This is a genomic window from Mesorhizobium carmichaelinearum (assembly GCF_900199455.1).
Lineage (GTDB): Bacteria > Pseudomonadota > Alphaproteobacteria > Rhizobiales > Rhizobiaceae > Mesorhizobium > Mesorhizobium carmichaelinearum.
In genome coordinates this window covers 1-18110 of the sequence record NZ_FZQR01000059.1, presented here as the reverse complement: position 1 = coordinate 18110, position 18110 = coordinate 1, and the positions used below count along the sequence as shown (strand labels likewise).

16 protein-coding genes and 6 pseudogenes are annotated in these 18110 nt (G+C 59.6%); 6 read left to right on the top strand and 16 right to left on the bottom strand.

Annotated features, from left to right (window positions below):
- Positions 1-217: 217 nt before the first annotated feature.
- From CKW40_RS40425 to CKW40_RS45530, 4 genes and pseudogenes are all read right to left on the bottom strand, one after another.
- The gene (locus tag CKW40_RS40425) at positions 218-1303 is read right to left on the bottom strand and encodes a M24 family metallopeptidase (protein ID WP_095205161.1); all 1086 of its coding nucleotides are present in this window, start codon (positions 1301-1303) and stop codon (positions 218-220) included.
- Between the two features lie 27 nt (positions 1304-1330).
- Positions 1331-1669: a hypothetical protein gene (locus CKW40_RS46155; protein WP_143748502.1), complete on the bottom strand. Its 339-nt coding sequence runs from the start codon at positions 1667-1669 to the stop codon at positions 1331-1333.
- Between the two features lie 266 nt (positions 1670-1935).
- Positions 1936-3403 (bottom strand): annotated as a pseudogene (locus CKW40_RS40415) (efflux transporter outer membrane subunit).
- 519 nt (positions 3404-3922) lie between these two features.
- Positions 3923-4051 (bottom strand): hypothetical protein, encoded by a 129-nt coding sequence (locus CKW40_RS45530; RefSeq protein WP_280175433.1) that lies wholly within the window; start codon positions 4049-4051, stop codon positions 3923-3925.
- A 511-nt stretch (positions 4052-4562) separates the two neighbouring features.
- On the opposite strand from CKW40_RS45530, the gene CKW40_RS43475 reads away from it, so the two are divergent.
- A complete protein-coding gene (locus CKW40_RS43475; protein ID WP_143748501.1) occupies positions 4563-4742 on the top strand; it encodes a hypothetical protein in 180 nt (59 codons plus the stop codon).
- A 237-nt stretch (positions 4743-4979) separates the two neighbouring features.
- Here CKW40_RS43475 and CKW40_RS44240 read toward each other — a convergent pair whose 3' ends face one another.
- Positions 4980-5198 carry a hypothetical protein gene (locus CKW40_RS44240; protein ID WP_179298295.1) on the bottom strand — a complete coding sequence of 73 codons (219 nt, stop codon included), beginning with the start codon at positions 5196-5198 and terminating at the stop codon, positions 4980-4982.
- Between CKW40_RS44240 and CKW40_RS45105 the strand changes: the two genes are divergently transcribed.
- Positions 5095-5325, top strand: a complete 231-nt coding sequence (locus CKW40_RS45105; protein WP_244571505.1) for a DUF6074 family protein — start codon at positions 5095-5097, stop codon at positions 5323-5325. The two genes, CKW40_RS44240 and CKW40_RS45105, sit on opposite strands and share 104 nt — an antisense overlap.
- 701 nt (positions 5326-6026) lie before the next feature.
- Here CKW40_RS45105 and CKW40_RS40405 read toward each other — a convergent pair.
- Both CKW40_RS40405 and CKW40_RS40400 read right to left on the bottom strand, forming a co-directional pair.
- Positions 6027-6680 (bottom strand): annotated as a pseudogene (locus CKW40_RS40405) (hypothetical protein); the annotation flags it as partial.
- A 69-nt stretch (positions 6681-6749) separates the two neighbouring features.
- Positions 6750-7871: a DUF418 domain-containing protein gene (locus CKW40_RS40400; protein WP_095205158.1), complete on the bottom strand. Its 1122-nt coding sequence runs from the start codon at positions 7869-7871 to the stop codon at positions 6750-6752.
- 363 nt (positions 7872-8234) lie between these two features.
- Here CKW40_RS40400 and CKW40_RS40390 point away from each other — a divergent pair, with 363 nt between their 5' ends.
- The gene (locus CKW40_RS40390; RefSeq protein ID WP_095205156.1) at positions 8235-8438 is read left to right on the top strand and encodes a hypothetical protein; all 204 of its coding nucleotides are present in this window, start codon (positions 8235-8237) and stop codon (positions 8436-8438) included.
- 534 nt (positions 8439-8972) lie between these two features.
- Here CKW40_RS40390 and CKW40_RS44235 read toward each other — a convergent pair.
- From CKW40_RS44235 to CKW40_RS40380, 3 genes are all read right to left on the bottom strand, one after another.
- Positions 8973-9134 (bottom strand): hypothetical protein, encoded by a 162-nt coding sequence (locus CKW40_RS44235; protein ID WP_179298294.1) that lies wholly within the window; start codon positions 9132-9134, stop codon positions 8973-8975.
- Positions 9131-9394 (bottom strand): hypothetical protein, encoded by a 264-nt coding sequence (locus CKW40_RS44230; protein ID WP_179298293.1) that lies wholly within the window; start codon positions 9392-9394, stop codon positions 9131-9133. Before CKW40_RS44230 ends, CKW40_RS44235 begins: the two co-directional genes overlap by 4 nt.
- 611 nt (positions 9395-10005) lie before the next feature.
- Complete coding sequence (locus tag CKW40_RS40380; protein WP_095205162.1) at positions 10006-10722, bottom strand: IS6 family transposase; 717 nt, start codon at positions 10720-10722, stop codon at positions 10006-10008.
- Positions 10723-11088: 366 nt separating this feature from the next.
- Here CKW40_RS40380 and CKW40_RS40375 point away from each other — a divergent pair, with 366 nt between their 5' ends.
- Positions 11089-12087 carry a phosphotriesterase family protein gene (locus tag CKW40_RS40375; protein ID WP_179298292.1) on the top strand — a complete coding sequence of 333 codons (999 nt, stop codon included), beginning with the start codon at positions 11089-11091 and terminating at the stop codon, positions 12085-12087.
- A 466-nt stretch (positions 12088-12553) separates the two neighbouring features.
- Positions 12554-12787, top strand: a complete 234-nt coding sequence (locus CKW40_RS40370; protein WP_095205154.1) for a DUF6429 family protein — start codon at positions 12554-12556, stop codon at positions 12785-12787.
- On the opposite strand, the pseudogene tnpC reads toward CKW40_RS40370, so the two are convergent.
- The 5 genes and pseudogenes from tnpC to CKW40_RS43470 form a co-directional block, all read right to left on the bottom strand.
- A pseudogene (gene tnpC / locus CKW40_RS40365) lies at positions 12768-14440 on the bottom strand (IS66 family transposase). The gene CKW40_RS40370 and the pseudogene tnpC overlap by 20 nt on opposite strands.
- A gap of 45 nt (positions 14441-14485) precedes the next feature.
- Positions 14486-14686, bottom strand: coding sequence for an IS66 family insertion sequence element accessory protein TnpB (gene tnpB, locus CKW40_RS45525; RefSeq protein WP_280175434.1), 201 nt, complete (start codon positions 14684-14686; stop codon positions 14486-14488).
- 425 nt (positions 14687-15111) lie between these two features.
- A pseudogene (locus tag CKW40_RS40355) lies at positions 15112-15333 on the bottom strand (transposase domain-containing protein); the annotation flags it as partial.
- Positions 15334-15355: 22 nt separating this feature from the next.
- Positions 15356-17424, bottom strand: a pseudogene (locus CKW40_RS40350) (recombinase family protein).
- On the bottom strand, positions 17411-17596 hold the full coding sequence (locus CKW40_RS43470; protein ID WP_143748500.1) for a hypothetical protein: 186 nt from the start codon (positions 17594-17596) through the stop codon (positions 17411-17413). The pseudogene CKW40_RS40350 and the gene CKW40_RS43470 overlap by 14 nt, the downstream one beginning before the upstream one ends.
- Between CKW40_RS43470 and CKW40_RS44225 the strand changes: the two genes are divergently transcribed.
- Positions 17595-17924, top strand: coding sequence for a hypothetical protein (locus tag CKW40_RS44225; protein WP_095205152.1), 330 nt, complete (start codon positions 17595-17597; stop codon positions 17922-17924). The two genes, CKW40_RS43470 and CKW40_RS44225, sit on opposite strands and share 2 nt — an antisense overlap.
- Here CKW40_RS44225 and CKW40_RS44220 read toward each other — a convergent pair.
- Positions 17911-17985, bottom strand: a pseudogene (locus CKW40_RS44220) (IS66 family transposase); the annotation flags it as partial. The gene CKW40_RS44225 and the pseudogene CKW40_RS44220 overlap by 14 nt on opposite strands.
- Positions 17986-18110 lie beyond the last annotated feature (125 nt).

Here is an 18110-nt window from a genome sequence, read left to right as displayed (position 1 = left end):
AGGGGCAGATTACCAAACTCAAGCTCGTGAAACGCCAAATGTACGGCCGAGGAAAGCTCGACCTGCTCCAGGCCCGGGTCATTGGCGCTGCGTAGGACTAGTCACCACCAAAATTGCGTCAGAGCCCCGTTTGCGCGCCGATCCAGGGTCCCAATTGCGGGCCGATTGACATCAAGGCCCTCATGACCTCGGCCTACCGCGAAGCCGTTCTCGCAGCTTAACGATTCATGATTTGGCCCTGCTCGCCGCCGTTCAATGCCTTGACGGTTTGGGCAAGGCGAGCATCAGCAGTACCGTGGATGGGGTTGGCGGCTTGCCAGTTGACAAGTTGAACATAACCACGCTGCGCCCAGTCCTTCGTGTCCGGCCATGCCGATACCGTGACCGGTCCGGTGCAGCAGATTTCCGCCAAATCCTTCAGAACCAGGAACGACATGACCTTATGATCGACTTCGTGGGCGCTGACACCGTGCCGAAGCATGTCATATGCGATGTTGCGGGCCGCGAGCATCGTCGCGAAGACCGCGGCTTGGTCGCCCGAGGTGCGGTGCAGGAAGAAGGTGCGCTCGGTCTCCGCCGAATAGCCGTTCACCCGCAGAAACGACAAGCCGACATTGGGACCTTCGCCGAATATGTCCGTCGGTTCGGGAAAGCGATGCGGCTGGGCGCTGAAGGGTGCAGCCCAGACACCGAGCCAGATCGAGCTGGTGTGCTGGTCGAATTTTCCCTCGCCCTTGACGATGGCATTGCGAAGCTCCGGGATGCGGTCATACCCGCCTTGGATGGAGGTGCCGATACGCACTGCATCCATCACCATCCGCAGGCCGAGGTCACAAAAGCGCGCGGCCCGTTCGATCCGACTGATCTCGTAGGGCGACTTGATCAGTCGCAAGCGCTCCACCAGTGGCTCCACCATCGGGAAAAAGTGATCGAGTGCTCGCATGAGTTCGGCAGGCATGGAAGGCTCCACTGCGATCACATCATGCTCCCCGATCACCTGTGCAAGCGCGTCGAGAAATGTTTCGCCTTCGCGCGCCGGGTACTCGGTGTATTCCAAGATGCGATGCTGCAGCGGGATCGCCGCGACGTTCTCGGCCTCCAGCCGCGGTGTCACAAAGACGAGATCGCCCTCGGGGCGTACGACGAGGAAAAACGGGCGCTCGAATGGCTGATATCGGAAGCCGGTCAGATAAAAGATGCTGTCAGTAGAGGTTATCAGCTTAGCATCCAGCTCCTTGTGCTCGATCAAGCGTCTTAATTTATTGAGCCGCAGTTCGTATTCGTCCAGTATTCCTGTCTCCATAACAAGCCGTCTCGTTGTTGTTCCAGGTTAATCGGCCCCGCCGAACACGAGATCGAAATCCATCGAACTCGCGGCAGCACATTTCGAAAAGGCCGAGGCACTAAGTCGTTGCACAGTCACGAACGGAGTGAAGTGAGCACAGTTGGCGCGGTTGCGACCTGCGGCTGTCGCCGATGAACGCCAGTCCCTGTCGATCTTGAGGCGATCCATGTCAGAGACGCGGAGGCTGGCCAGCTGTTGACGTCCCGCCTTGCCGAACAACAAGTCAACCGGCGGCACGGTCTGCTCCGGGTAACGGTCGAACGCCGCTGCGATCCCGTCTTCATCATAGTGCACAACCGGACGTGAACAGCAGTTGGAGGACATGGAAACGTTCCCTTTTGCGGCATGATGTGGTGGAGGCGCGCTACCTGCTGAACTGCACCGAAACCGCATCGTCGCGGATAATTGCCAGGCGGCGGTGACTCCGACTGCGTTGGAAGGTCGATCACAGGATCCAGGACGGCCGGCGCGTCGATGCGCTTTTCGTAGAAGCGCCGGACCAAATCCGATGCAAGGTCGACGTTGTAGGAAGATCTCATTGCCTCGAGACCCTGCGAAACGGAACATGTGAAGTTCGGCTTGCGCGTTTGTCATTGGGTTGCCTTCGACGCCGGCTGTGGCCTGGTTTTGGCGTCGACGCCCTTCGGCTTGGCGCTGTCGATGGCCCCGTCCCAGCCGCCGCCGAGCGCCTTGTTGAGCGCGATGTAGTCGGTGGCGATCGAGACGCGACTTTGCAGGAGAGTGTCCTCGGCCGTATCGAGCGAGCGCTGCGCGTCCAGCACTTCGAGCAGGCTCGCCGCACCGGATTGGTAGAGGATCCGCACCTGGCGTGCGGCGTCGCGGGCCGATTTCGCCGACGAGGAAAGCTTGCCGTTCCTGATGCGCTCCTGTGTCAGCGAGACGCTGGCGTTTTCCACATCTTGGAGCGCCGTCAGCACGGATGCCTTGTAGGCGATGAAATGTTGGTCGCGCTCGGCCTTGGCGAGGTCGACGGCGGCCTGCAGCTTGCCGGCGTTGAACATCGGCACGCTGAGCTTCGGCCCAAAAGAGAAGCCGATGGTGGAGTTCTTGCCGAGGTCGCCAAGCTTGAGGGCAGACGTGTCGATATTTCAGTCAGGCTGACGCTTGGATAGCGTGCTGCCTCGGTCTGGCCGATCCTGGCGGTATACTGAGCATATTGCCGCTCCGCCATGCGTACGTCGGGGCGAGCGAGCAGGATGTCGGCGGGAATGCCGGTCGGCACCGGCAGGCGTGGTGCCGGGATCGGCGCGCCGCGCTTCAGCCTGTCGTTCAGCCCGTCCGGCGACCGTCCGGTGAGCACGGCAAGACGGTGCACCGTCTCCGCATAGCTTGCCTCCAGCGTCGGCACCTCGGCCTCCGTGCTGCTTGCCTGTGCCTTGGCTTTGCCACGTCGGCCGCTGTCACCAGGCCGGCCTCGGCCCTTGTGCGGGTGATGGCGACGGTCTGCTTTTGGGGTGCGACTGAGCGGCGCGCGAGTTGAATGCGCGCCTGATAGCCGCGCGCCTGAGCATAGTTGGAGGCGACATCGCCGATCAGGGTCAGCAGCCTGGAGCGCAGTTCTTCCTCGGCGGCGTCCAGTCCATAGCGGGCCGCCTCGACGCTCCGGTGGTTGGCGCCGAACAGATCCAGCTCCCATGTGGCCTCGAAACCGGACCGGAACTCGCCAGAGGAATCGCCGCCAGATCCCGACGCGATCGCGGCAGTCGTGCCGCGCTTGGCCGATAGGGAGCCGTCGGCGGACGGGAACAAGGTCGCTGCGCTCTGGCGATAGCTCGCGTGAGCCTCGCGTATCTTGGCTCTGGCGGAGGCGACCTCGAGATTGCCGGCAACCGCTTCCTCGACAAGCGCGTTCAGCTCGGGGTCGCGCAGCCGCTGCCACCATTTCGACAATTGAGCCGGTAAGGCGGTCTTTGTTGGGTTTTGGCCGTTCCAGTGTGCCGGCGTGGGCAAAATTGGCGTCCGATAATCCGGGCCGACGATACATCCCGCCAGCAGGACAACGGTGGAAATAGGCACGATGAGCCGCCCCGCGGCAATCGAGCCGCGTTCGAAACTTTTGCATATAAAAAGCCCTTATTGCTGATTGACTGTCGCTGGCGTCTTGCCCGTGTTCCTGTCTGGCCGCCTTGCCATTGAAAAATTGCGCCGCACCCGAACAGCGGCACACTGCGATCTCGCACACCCTGACAGGTGATAATCACATGGTGGGTTTTGTCTTTCCTTATTGGGTTCTTCCAATCAAAATAATGCCGCTGGAAGACACAAGATGTGACGGTCCTGTGACCATCATCAGCTCGGCAATTGGTCCTTCCTCCGGCGGGCGCGACCTGTCTCATGCCACTCCCTTCTTTGGTTTTCGTCGAGCAATTTCAAACTCGGCATCGTCGACAGGGCACTTCTTAGGGCCGTGCGATGAAAACCCGCAAGAAGCGCGCCAGCTGCAGGAGGCGTCGACGGATCGCGCGCGGTCAAATAATTGTGTTGCGTCAGCCTTTTGGTGGGGCGCAGGGCCGTCTCGAGTTCTGTCAATTGCGGATGGCGAGACAATTGCGGCGCTCACGCCATCGGGCGCCAACCAACATGCAGTCTTTCCAGGTTCGATAGCAGAATGTTTTCGACGGCGGCGCTGCGTTCATGCTTGCCGTCATGATCATGGTGGCGTTCGGTGACGTTGAATATTGCCATGCCCGCCCCTTTTTGCAGAGCTTGACGAACACAACCCTCAACAGCCGCAATCCTTAAGGAGCCTCAAAGCAAATGGGCACCGCTGCCGCGTCAGCCTCCATACGTCCGAGGCGCAGCCGCAAGCCTTGAGTGCCCCTGTGGTGGGCTTCCACTGTTAGACGCCTTCGCTCGTCCGCGGCTGAACAGGATCCAAATGGACGTCCATTTTGCCGTCGGTCTCCATGCAGACGCCGCCCTCCAAAGCGGAGACGTCTTCGCATGATCAGCCCGGGCTGGGCAGGAGGGAATCGGGTGAGCGCTTACCGACCAACAAGGCCGACACTCGTCGATATCGCCAGCAATCCGAATCGGGGAAAGGTCATCGTTGCGGCGTGGTCGGCCCTTGGCGCTGATACCAGAAACAACAGCGCCGTCAAATGTGGGCCAACGCGAACCCTAAGACCCGCACGCGCAGTTCCAGTGAAAGGCGGGCAGGCTAGACGCCTCTCAATGCGGCCAAGAGATCCATCTATTGAAATCTGAAGGTCGGCAAACCGCCGCTGAAATTGGTCGTGATTTCGAGATCATCGCGCAGCTCAGATTGCCGACGTTTTCGGGAATGAGCGGCACCTTCATAGACTTCTCCAACAAAACAGGGACGCGTGATGCAATTGGGAGATTTCCTCCCGACCTGGCGCTCCCAACAAATTGAATTAAATGGCTTGGTTCGGCCGGATCGGCTTCGTCCACCGACTGGCCCAGGTTAACGCGGCAGCTGGAATATGGCGGTTCACCTGGGTTCTGATCAAGTCCAAGAGCCTGCTCGCCGGTAGCGCTTCCTGTCCTATTCCCTGCTGCTCATCATCACTGATGGACTTCCTGGACGGAAGTCGAACTTGCGAAAGCCGCCGCATCCATCGCGGGGACACCCAACCAAGCCCAGGTCAATTTATTGCAGGGCCACCCCATAAAAGAAAGCGCTGTTAACCAAATTTTTCAACGCGCCAATTCTTATGCGCCAAACTGAAGGGGTGAGGTGATCGATGTGTGATTCAAACATAAGCGTGTTCCCGCTGCATCGTCGGCGGAAATTGGTCGAAGGGATCGCCAGGGTCTTGGAATCCAAAAACGGGAAGGATGCGAATGCGTTCTGGCGCAGCACCGTCACGACAATTCTCGTTCAACTGTCCGAATCGGGAGTTGCACCCAGGCTCGCTGAACAAGAGGTTCGAACGCTTCTTCATGCCGTCACAGGCGATATAGCGACCCGGAATGCTGCGAAGTTTGCCCAATAGAACGCCAACAGAGTCATCGGTCGCCACCCCCTTTGGATAGACGTGGTGAGAGCATGGAAGAGGCCGCCCCTATAGGAACGATCGATGCTTCAAATTCGTTGGAGACGCGGAATTTGAACGTATCGACAGTCGGGGCGAATAACAGAACTCTATGCGTGCCATTGTGGATCTCGCCGGATACATCCGTCCGACGGCTGCGGCCTGGATGAATAGCAAGGGCTAGGAGAAGGGTGTTCTGGAGCATAATCCCCTAACCGGCTTGAGGTACAAGCAAATCGGCAAACCTCTTCATCCCGTGTCCATTGAGTTCGTTCAGGCGAGCAGCGAGTATCTAACGCGATTTCCTCGCAGTAGCGCCCTCGGATGCGCGGCGCCGTGCTGCGCCGCTGTCAATTCCCGAAGTTTTCCGCTGAGATGAAAGATTGCTTCCGTAACGGACCAGGCTGACCAAACGCACGCTCGAAGTAAAGCACTCGAGCCATGTCGATCTGACAGCTGCGGGAGGCCTATCGGGCCGTGTTGCCGAAAGCGCGGCACGGCAACCGACTCGCACACGCGATTGAGGCGTTTGCCTGTCGCCAGGCGGCGCCTCTGGCGACAGCTCGAAACCGACCTGCACAAAACGATTTGGGCCGATCATCCGGAAATGGCGCCATTGCCCTTATCTCAGTTGGAAAAGGTCGTTTCGGGAATTTTCGAAATCAGCGAATGACCGGCTCGCCATGGAAGCGTCGCCGCGAGGGCGGGGGACACGCCGAAGCCGACTTCCATCATCAAGCGTGGCCTACGCGCCGGCACGGTGCCCATATGGAAGCAGAACGGATCCTCAACGAAACCGAGACCAACCGGCTTCGCCGGTCAGTGTAATGGGGCTCTGCTGGCCGTAGACGCCCAGAACCTCTTGGGCCGGATGGCCGACGAGAAGCGAGAGCTGATGCTTAAAGACCCGGCGGTTATGGCTGCCGCGGACATAGACGTGCGGGCCGGTGCCTTCGTCGACTGGCACCAGATAGAAGAAGAACTTCAGCATCCGCCAATCATCGATGATCGAAGTCGTATTTGCCGAGCGAAGCGAGGTTCTTGTCGGCGTCGGAGGCCTGTTCGGAGGGGAAGCTCCACCAGACGCGCGTGGTGATCAGTTTAGCCTGGCCTCCGAGATAGTGCGCAGCGACATCCATGAGCAGTGGATCGCTCTGTACGGCGAGTGCGGCCTTACAACCGAGAATGCGCTCGAAATAGTGGCCGCTGAGCAACGGACGGCCGAACCGTGCCTCAGCTTCCGCATGCTCTATCGGCATGAATTCGAGACGGCGATCGAAATTGCCAAAGCAAGGCGTGCACCGGGCGAAGGCACTAGGAAGTCCCTCCCCTGCGCGAACCCAGCTTTTCAGTCATGTCGATCCGGAGGGTCGGGGCGACGGTGCTCATGGGATGTGACTCCCGAGATCTGAGATCCTACCCATCAGCGCTTCCATAGGTCCTCGCCGGAAGACGCGCAGCCAGAGCACCGCGAAAGTGCTTACAACCACGATGAAGCCAAAGAGCATGGACAGGCTCCTGTGTGCTGACAGATCTATTCCCACAAATTGCAGGAGATACATTCCCACAATGTGCAGGACATAGGCCGTCAAAGACATCGAGCCGACCGCGATTATTGGCCAGACTAGCTTTCGCAGATGCGGGAGCGCATCCATAGCGAGCAAGCAAGCCGCCAAGACAATCATTGCGCAACCGGTGTTGCCCAGGATTGAGAACGTCGTCTCGCTGTGAGGTGCGGCAATCAATGGCGACTCATATTTCAGCGACCCCTGGTCCGACCACCACTGGGCGGATTCCTGCAAAGCGGCGGGTACGCCAGGCAGCAAACGCAGTGCGAGCCAGGATCCCCCATAGCCCAACACGGCCAGCGCGCTCCCGGCTAGACCGAGGCGCCAATGCGATGCTTGGCTACTAAGGTCAAGGCGCGCAATGGCCATGCCTGCGATCACAAAAGGAACCCAGGTCATCGCGGGATAATGTCCGCTGACCATGAGATCGAACACTGGGTCGAAGTCCGAGCTCTCGGGGCCAGGCAAAAGCTGGAAGCGCACTTGCGGGAGAACCAACGCGGTCGCCGCAGCGAGCAAGCCGAGCTGCTGTGCATTGAGCCGACAGAGCGGCAGGACCAACAAGAAGCAGATTCCGTAGTAATCCAGGATCACGGCGACCGGCGCACCGAGGTAGGTCAGGATTGGGCCAAGCGCCAGGAAAACAAGGGCACGAATTGCGACTCTGGCAATGGCCTGTCTACCGGCTACCCCCGACTTAGGCGCCTTGCGACCGGTAATCAGGATGATCGAAAATCCGGCCAATACGGCAAACAGGGCGGACGACCGCCCATGGGTCAGTTCCATCAGATTCCCGATTTGTCCTCCTTCGTTGGGGCTGGGACCGACATGGGCGGCATACATGCCGAAGACAGCCACGCCGCGAGCAAGGTCGATGCCAGCCAGCCGATCTGCGGCCAACCCATCGTTTGCGACCGCAATCGGCGCGTTCTTCGTCATAGTATTTCCTTGCTTGGTTGTGTCGATCGCGAGACCGGCGGCAGGAGAGCCGGCCGACTGCCGCCATCATCTCACCCTGAACGGCGCAACGATCGTGCCAAGCTGGCGGATCGAGCCGGGACAGAAGGTCATGCTTGCTGTTCAGATCTTTAGCGTGCGGCAAACAACGGATCGGCTCACCAAGCCTGTGGCGCGGACCTGACAAACCCGACACAAATTGTGTCGCGGAGCCGCCATTTTTGCAGGGATGGCGGACCCAAAGAGATCCACTGAACCGGCGGCGAGAACTCAGCGACAGCGGACGATCCGATCAGCACGCCGCGGCACCGCCGGTGACGGTCCCCCGGATGTCAAGGCCAAGGCTTGAACCCTGCGATAATCTGTGGTGGTGCGAGGCAGACGCTCATCCCCGTCGCCGATGTCGATCCCAAGCTCGGCCAACAGGTGAAGGTCCACTACGACCTGCCGCAGACCTCACTGCCGCTCGCCTTTCTTGGCGTCGTGTGCGTATTTTTGAGCGATCGTGAGCACGGATTTCACCGCATCGTGAGCAACGATTTCAGGTGATGGTGAGCACCTTTTCGGTGCGGGATGCTTCGGCAGACAAACTCAACCAGTCCACAGGATGCCTCGTTCAAAACGAGGAAGCCCTGATGCCAACCCAGAGATTGTCGATGCGCTGGATCGGAGAAGTTTTACGTCTCAATGCATGTCCAGGGCCTGACCGAACGCGTCATCGCGCACACGCTCGGGGTGAGCAACGGCAACCACAGAAGTTTCTCAATCCGCTAACTGTGCCAGCCCGAAAGCGAAGCTGGTATCGGCAGGACACCGGGCACGGCATCAGCCCAAACTGTCGAGATGTCGCTCTGATCCCCAGATCAGTAGACTGCCGCAGCGAACCGCATCGGACCCGTTCGAGCCGCATTGCCTCGCAACATAGCCAACGGCTCGTCGTCGGAAGACATAGTCTTTCAGGCAGCCGTGTATGACGCCCTGCAACCTGTCGATCACGTCCAGATTTGGTCTGCAGGCATTTTCTTGTCTCCATCTGGCTGGCAGGGCCGGATCCCACGGCGCCGTGGGATTGCCCTGTAATTTTCAGGCTGGGCGAACTTTGGACAGGGCTTTGCCCAATATCTTTTGGATCTCCGTCTCGCGGCCGGCCGGGCGCCATAGCATAATCCAGAGCAGGAAAGTTGACCCGCAATAGAGGACGGCGCCCAGCCCGGCCAGCATCGCCAATTGCTCCGCCAGCATCATTTTCTCGGTCGTGTGGGGCAGACGCCTGGACGCGAGCGCACGCCTGCCGCCATCACCGCGATGCTCCTCAGCGCCCGGATATTGGCCGAGAGTTGCTTCAATACCGTGACACCGATGAGGCGGCGCACGAGGATGACATTGACGAATGCGCTGAACAGCCCGGTGAACACACGACCGATGATGCCCCCCTGACCTGCCTTCCAGCGATGTGCGCTAGCATCGCGTTGGCTACTTCCTTGTCCCGTATGCAGATCGAACACAATGCGCTCATGTCGACATTCAGATGGTTACCGCCCCCTTGGACCACGGCGCATCCGGCCCCCCCAGCCCCTCGCCATTACGATGGTGAGAGCGCACCGCATTGTCTCGGAGAGCTCCCAAATGCGGGCGACGATTGGCGCCGTGCTATTGTCGCCGCCATTGCCGCCGGCTTCGCGCCGTCCTCATCCGGCGCCCCCAAACAAAGCCAAAACCTCCGGCCGTTTTCGGCTCGAGCTCCCGGGTCGAGCTTGAAACGTCTCGTTCACGACGATCTGGCGTGCGGCGACTTCAACACCGTGACGCCTGGCATCGATGCGTCAGACGGTGGGCGGAGGCCACGCCTTTTGTGGCGGCGCGAAGCGCGTGGTCCCGTGTCCAGGAGCTGACAGCGGCAGACAAAATGTCAGGTTCACTACAGCCGACATCTGGGCACTGTGGAGGTTTTCACGGCAAATCACGCTTGCTTGGCGCTGAGGTGCTGGCACGGCCTTTGCATTGAGAGGTGGCAAAGCGGAACGAGGGTGACTGCACGCAAATGCGCAAAGAGAAGCGATGCCGGCACTGTAAACTTAACGACGCGTGGTCAAAGTTCTCTCGGGCTCTCTCTATTTCAGGCGGCCTCAAGGCATGCGATCTCGTTCCACATGCGCATGGCAGCGGCTCGCAATTCGCGATGATGGTCTGATGGTATGTCGTGGCGCGGAATGTGGAACAGGTTGGCAATCGGGTCGTGGATGGAGACGAAGCGCTGAAGTTGGCGTGCCGACTTGAAGCGCTTCATGGTTCTCTCCCGTCGTCGGATCGGCTGATGAGAATTCTCTGCCCGGTTATTCAAGCCCTTGTGGGAGCGATGTTCGACACCCGGCATGATCTGGCGCCTGGCTGCGCCGTAGGATCGAAGCTTGTCAGTGATCATCACACGCGGTGATCGGCCTTGACCCTTCACAAGCTTTCGCATGAGACGCCTGGCAGCCTTGGCGTTGCGGCGGCTTTGCACCAGAACGTCGAGAACGAAGCCGTCCTGATCCACGGCACGCCACAGCCATTGCTTCTGTCCGCGAATGGTGACGACGACCTCATCAAGGTGCCATTTGTCCCCCAGCTTTCCGGCCGAACGCCTGCGGATGTCATTGGCAAAGTGCCTGCCGAATTTCTCCGCCCAGAGCCTCACTGTCTGGTGGGAAACGACAATGCCACGGACTGCCAACAGATCTTCGACCATTCGCAGACTGAGCGGAAACCTGAAATACAGCCAGACCGCATGGGCGATCACCTCAACCAGAAATCTGTGGCGGCGATAAAGTCGATCACGAGCAATGTTCCTCATGCCCATTCATCGCAGGCGGAAATCGACTGGCGGTTAACGTTACAGTACCCTTTCGAGGCCTGCTCAGGCTTCACTCACGTTACGGCCCATCGGATTGCTCAACCGCCCAAGGCGGCCTTTGTCACGAGGCTTCGACCCGGCCAGTTACCCGACCGAGCCGCTCGTCAGCTACCAGACCAATCGACTACTATCTGGGTGGAACCTTCCTCCACTGGTGATACGCGCCATCGGGGCGCACTGAATTTTCCGGGTTAAATCGTCACTACGTCCTAGGCTATTGCACTACAAGAAATAGTGGGTTGCTTACCTATCGATCAGATGGCTCTTTCCGAGGCTAGTACACAACAATACATGGAGTGCCGACGCATGATGGTGCAGACGGTGACGGGGCCGATCCCCGTCGAGCGCTTGGGCCGCACACTGATGCACGAGCATCTGTTCATAGCCTTTCCCGGCGCCTGGTTCGATCCGCTCGCGAAATTCGACCGTGCAGAATTCATCGAGAGGGCGGTCCGGCAGTTGGTGCAACTACGCACTGAGCATGGTGTGCGCACCTTCGTCGACCCCTGTCCGATCGAACTCGGTCGGGACGTCATAATGATGAAACAGGTTTCCGAAGAATCCGGCATGCACATAGTCTGCACCACAGGATTTTACCACGAGGAAATGGGGCTGCCGTTCTACTGGCGCGCCCGCACCATCGAAGAGATCGCCGAGCTTTACGTCCGCGAGCTTACCTACGGCATCGCCGAGACTGGCGTGAAGGCCGGTGCCATCAAGGTCTCGACGGGCGCGCCCGTTGTCACCGCGCATGAGAAGAAGTTCCTCGCTGCCGCCTGCATCGCGCAGAAGGTGACCGGGGTGCCGATCATCACCCACACCGAGGACGGTTACGCGGGCCCCGAACAGCAGGAGCTGTTCGCGGCCGGCGGCGTTGCCGTCGATCGCTGCCTGATCGGTCATAGCTGCTGCAACCTGGATCCCGCCTATCATCGCCGCATCATAGACGCTGGCTCCTACATCGGATTCGATCAGATCGGGATGTCTCATCGGCCGGACAACGTCCGCGCCGACAACTTGGCGAAGCTCGTGCGCGACGGATTTCGTGCACAGGTCATGCTTAGCATGGATCGCCTATGCGGCAGACTCGGCAAATTCAGTCGCAAGCTCACCGCCGATGAGATCACCAAGATCGAACGCCTGAAGTCGCAGGGGCGCTACCAAGCCTACACCTACATGTTCACGGACTTCATACCAATGCTGCACGCCCGCGGTGTCTCTCAGGGAGACATCGTCTCGATCCTGGAGGACAACCCGCGGCGGTTCTTTGCCGGTGAGATTCTGCCCGAAAAGGCGACGCGCTAACTACGCCGCTTGTGGTGATGCGCTTCGTTATGTGCCGACCACATCCAAGGATGCGCGGGCACCGTCATCAGATTAAGATTGCGCCTTCGTGCCGCAGTTTGGGCTTCAGCCCGCTATTGAGGCTACATCCTGGTCGATGTGCCCGACTAGTCTAGCAGCGCGACCAGGTCGTAACTGCCATCCCTGCGTGTTTCATTAAATCGCGGACACCCATTCCGCTAATTCGCGGACAGCGATTTCAGTAAATACGGGACAGTGATTCCGCTAATTCCCGGACACTTTTCGGGGCGGATCTGAGGTCGGTTCTCGGGAGCGCCGTTCTGGCACTTTGCCCTCTCATCATTGGGTTGAGAGGGGCCATGCCAAGACGGAAGCAAGCGAGACGAACGAGCGTGAAGGCCCCCTGAAGAGTATCCATCCGAGCAGGGCCGCTGGATTTTGGGCGCCGCGCGTGTAGCGTCGGTTCATGGAGATCGATGAGGACGAGATCGACGATGCCGTTCTGGCGCTGTTATGGCTGACGCTGCATAACGAGCGGTGTGCCTGGAAGGGCTTCGATTGGGCAACGACGGATCGGCTTCACAAGAAAGGCATGATCGGCGACCCGGTCAACAAGTCGAAGTCGTTGATCCTGACCGATGAAGGCTTGGAGCGTTCGCAAGCATTGTTCCGGGAGCTGTTTACGCGACGGCCGCAATAGCCGTCCCTTTGTGTGACTTCCATTGCCAAGGCAGCAGTTCGTGCAGGCGCGAGACGGGAAGATCGGCGATGCGGGCGAACACATCGGCGAGCCACGCCTTTGGGTCAACGTCGTTGAGACGGCAGGTCGTGATGACGGAGAGCATGATGGCGGCACGATCGGCCCCACGCTGAGAACCGGCGAAGGTCCAGTTCCGGCGCCCAAGAGCAATACCTCTGAGCGCGCGCTCCGCCGCGTTGTTCGTGAGACAAATCCGGCCATCTTCCAGGAAACGGGCAAAACCATCCCAGCGCTTCAGCATGTAATCGATCGGCTCGACCACTTCGGACGATTTGCTGAGCGTTGCGCGCTCCCGTTTCAGCCACGCGTGCATGTCATCGAACAGCGGCTTGCTCTTTTCCTGCCGCGCGGCCAGTCGTTCTGTGGCGCTCAATCCATTGATCTCGCGCTCGATCTCGAACAACGCCTCGTACCGTTGGACGGCCTCCAGGGCGATCGGCGAGATCGGCTTGCCTTTGCGTTTGCGCTCGCGGGCACTTTTCTGGATATCGGCCAGTTCAAAGAATTTGCGCCGCGCGTGCGCATGGCAAAAGTGATCGGTACTGCTTTCTTTTCGGCGACACTGAGCGGCTCGAAGCCATTGTAACAATCACTCTGCAGAATGCCGCCATACCCGGCCAGGTGCTTCTGCGGATGCTCGCCGCGGCGGTCGCTCGACGCATAGTATATGGCCGCCGGCGCCGCCGCGCCGCCGTAGGACCGGTCATCGCGCACGTAGGTCCATATGCGCCCGGTCGTGCATTTGTCTTTGGCCTGAATGGGAATGGTGGTGTCGTCGCCAAAAAGGCGCTCGGCCGCGAAGACATGCGCCTCGATCAGATCAAAAATCGGCAGGAGCGCAGCTGTGCCATACCCGACCTGGTCGGCCAGCGTCGAGGTCGAAAGCTCGATGCCCTCGCATTTGAACCGGGTGCTCTGGCGGTTGAGAGGGCTATGCATGCCAAACTTGTCAAAGAGGATCGTCGCCAGCAGATGAGGACCGATGAAGCCGCGCGGTGTGGCATGGAACGGCGCCGGCGGCTGGCTGATCGCCTCGCAGTCGCGGCAGGTAAATTTCTCCCGCACCGTCTCGATCACCTTGAACCGGCGCGGAACCTCCTCGAGCGTCTCGGTGACGTCCTCGCCCAGTTTCGACAGGCGCGACCCGCCGCAGCATGTGCAGGTGGCCGGCGGATCGATAATTACGCGTTCACGTTCGATGTCCTCCGGCCACGGCTTGCGAACCGGCCGTTTGCGCGTGAACGAACGCACGTTCGCGGTTTTGGCGGCAGCCGCCTGAGCTGCGGCTTCATCTTCCGTCGCCGCCATCACCAGTTCTTCGAGCTGCAATTCCATTTGGTCGATCAGGCGCGCCGTGCGCTCGGATCGCCGGCCGCGCATTTCGCGCTTCAGCTTTTCGATCGCCAGTTCCAGACTGGCAATCAAGGCCTCACTGTCCGACAGCATGGCCTGCGCATTGGCGGCTTGCGCCACCGCGATGTCCCGCTCGGCAACAACGACGTCGCGTTCAGCCTGTAACATCTCACACTCGGAAAGCAGCGCCAGGTAGGCGCTCGCAAGGTCCGCAGGAAGATCCACTGGCTTCGAGATCATGGAGCCAGTGGATCAGATTCACTCAATATTTTCAATGCAATAATGCTATCCGACCCGTGTCGGACGCCAGGTTTCCTGCGGATTGCGCCAGTCGATCCCGGACAGCAAATAAGACAATTGCGCCGGTGAGATCGCTACCGCGCCGCCCTCCATGTCCGGCCAGATAAACCGGCCTTTCTCCAGCCGCCGGGTAAAAAGGCAGGCGCCCTCGTCCCGCTTCCGGCAAGCCGAAGCATTTGTCTTAATTGTCTCATGGTCAGCCTTCTCTTTGCCGGCATCAAAATGTCCTCGTTCATCGCGAGGTGATTGATGCCAAAGTTGCTTACCCAGGGGGTATCTTCAGTGCCGAAAACTGGCCGGATTTTGATTGGAATGGTGGCCGGCTTCAAATCGGAATGGTGGGATCAACTGCGGTAACATCTGTGTAGCACTTTCAGTTCGGACCGACGTCGACAACCCGCGCTGTTGTACCGACTTATCTGAGCGCTCGGGGACGCATTTTAGGCAGATCAGAATGGAGAATGAAATGCAAAAGCCAATCAATCTCTCGGGGGGTGATCGGCCGACCGGACACTTTCGGAACACCCCTTATGTGATCAACAGTAAGCGCGATTTTCCCCGCACGTTGACGCCGCCTTTCGGCGTTTGATTTCGGAAAGCGTCGCGCTGGATCAGGCGGCAGTGGCAGTTTTGGGGAAGTTGAAGGGCAGCAAGTCGGTGATATCGGCGTCGTCAGCGCGCTGAGGCAATTCGGTGAGGACGTAGCGCAACCAGGCTAACGGCTCGACGCGTGAGGCGCGGCAAGTCAGCATCAGACTGTAGACGACGGCACTGGCCTTGGCTCCACCCACGGTGTTGCTGAACAGCCAGCTCTTTCTGCCAGTCGCAACGACCGATTCATACTGCACCTCCTCTTCAAACGTCCGGAAACAGGGACTTTTGGCTTTCCATTTTGATGCGACACGGGCCTCTGTGACGCTGAAACTGGGTCACTTCGTCCTTTTCCAGATCCGTAGCTCGTATTTGGTGCGGCGCATCCGGCACCACCTGCTCGGTAGGGAGCACGCCCTCCTTGATCAGTCGACGGACGCGATGGGCAGTAACTCCAAGCTTTTTGGCGGCTTCGGTCAGCGTGAGCCACTCGCCATTCTTTTCGGCGGATCGGTAGCCGTGGATTTTATGGACTGTGCGCAGTGCCCCGACACGGCGCCCTGTCCAGGTTTTGCCTTGTCCGGTCTGCATTCCCATTCGGTTGAGAGTAGCGGCAATGTCGGCATCGGACCATCGGGTCGCCATAGACCGCATGATCGCAAGGGCGGCCTCGGGAGTACTCTGGCCATGCTCGCCCGATTTAGGTTTGCGAATGCGCAGTTGGGAGTGTGGCCGCCTTTCCAGTGGATCGTCAAAATGACTTCACGTTGCTCTTCATCGACGTCAGCGATGATATCCGACACGAGGGTGCGAAGGAGCTGCTGACGACATCGCATATCAACGTTAGGCGCGCGCCAGGCGGCGTCCAGGTCGCTGGCAATGCCAGCAAAATCGGGAACTGGGGTGACAAGATCGATTTGTCGCGCTTGGGCCAAACCCGCTTCACAGGCTTCCACGCGCCTGAGCGCTGCCTCCCAGCTCTTCTCAAGTTGGGCAGCGATCAGCCGGTTGTCGGGGTCGCAAGCAGCATAGCGACGTTCGGCGAGAGAGGCGTCGTATCGGGCTTGCTGCAAGTCCAACTCCACCATGCGGTGTCGTTCTTCCAGATTATCCCGATGCGCCCGGTCAGCTTCCATTGCGGCCTCGATCGCCATTGGCGTCACGGCCCTCAATATCTCTTTGCCTATGGCAGGGTCGATGCGAGATGCGCCAAAAGTCATACATCGTGGCTTGGCCAGCATCTGGTTGATACGTTCACAGCGGTAATAGGGATGACCTGGAGGCCGCCCCGAGTAGACAACGCCCAACCGCCTTCCGCATCGGCCGCAGGTGAGCAGGCCCGCGAGCAACGCGCGGCCGCCACGACCCGACTTGATACCGCCTTTCTGTCCGAAGGCATTGACGGCAATATGGCTTTGGTTCCTCTCAAACTCGCTCCAGTCGATATAGCCTTCATGATGATCCTGGAGCAGCACTTCCCATGTTCCAAAGGGCTTGCCGTGGCCGTAGCTTTTGCGAGCCCTGCCATCGACAATCTCCGTTCGCTTCTCGCTTTTACCATAGACATAGACCCCAGCGTAGAACGGGTTCTTCAGGATCGAAATAACGCTTCGATAGCGGACCGGCACCCAGTCGAAGGACACAGTTTTGCGCCCGTCAGAAGGGCGGGGAAAATGGAAATTGTCCGCGGTGAGGGAAATCAGCACCTGGCGGGCGCTGCCAAGCTCGCGGAAGCGCGAAAAGATGAGGCGGATCGCCTCCTGCACCCGAAGATCAGGATCAAGCCCCAGACCATAGTCGCGATGCCAGATATAGCCGATTGGAACACTGAGACGCAGTTCTCCCCGCCGCGCTTTGGCGCGAGCCGCGTCAAGCATGCGCGTTCGCAAAATGCCAAGCTCGAACTCGCTGATGCTGCCCTTCATGCCCAACAACAATCGATCGTTTGGCCGACAGGGATCGTATACCCCGTCGACATCAATCACGCGCGCTTCAACCAGGCCGCACAGTTCCAGGAGGTGATGCCAGTCCCGGCCATTACGGGAAAGGCGCGATGCGTCGAAGCAGAGCACCGCACCAACTTTGCCCGTGCACAGGCCGCTGACCAGTCGTTCGAAACCAGGGCGGTCGACAGTGCCGCTGGCGGTGCGGCCAAGGTCATCATCGATCACCTCGACATCGTGAAACCCCCAGCGGCGCGCAACATCGACAAGTTCATATTGTCGGCGCTGGCTCTCCAGGTTGTTCTGGACCTGACCCGGGGTCGACTGTCGGACGTAGACCACAGCTTTGCGCTTCAGCACCGTGGCTGGAAGGAGATCATTGCCCGTCATCGCTGGCCTCCTTCGCCGCGACGCCGGCCGCGGCCATCAGGAGGGTCGCCAGCCTGGCAACAACGACGCTTCGTTCCGCGTCGCTCAGGCCTCGCATCTGCGGCGTATCGAGCGGCATGCTCAACTGCTGGGTCAGCATCGGTAGCGACGAGGGTCGTGGTAGTGCCTTCATGGCGCGCCTCCTGGATGGCCGTGAGTCCATCCGCCGAAGTCTGCCTGAAACCGCGCTCGGTAAGCAGTCTGTGAAGCTCTACAAGCCCAATCACCGCAACGCGCGGTTCGCCCATCTTCATGTCGGCGCAAAACGCCCTATCCAGCACCCACTCTGCGACCTGGATGATCTCACCCGGCCTGATCTCTACCCGGATGATCGCGCCATTGGCCCGGTCCTCGCGACCTTCGTGCCGAAAACGGCAGCCGTAATATGGATGCCAGCGATAATGAAACTCCACCATCTGCCCGACATGGGCAGAATGACCCTGCGATGGCAAAGATTCTGATATCGCGTTCGAGAAGGTTGTTGTCGATCGGCATCCTGCCGTCTTCGGCGTAGCGCGTCATACCAAAGGATCTGACGGCTGACTCTCTTGGGATTTCGGAATGAGCGGATCCGTGATTCGATTGCGCGAGGAGGATTCGCGCCATGGGCTCAGCGATCAAGATGCGGACGGATTATTCGGCAGCCG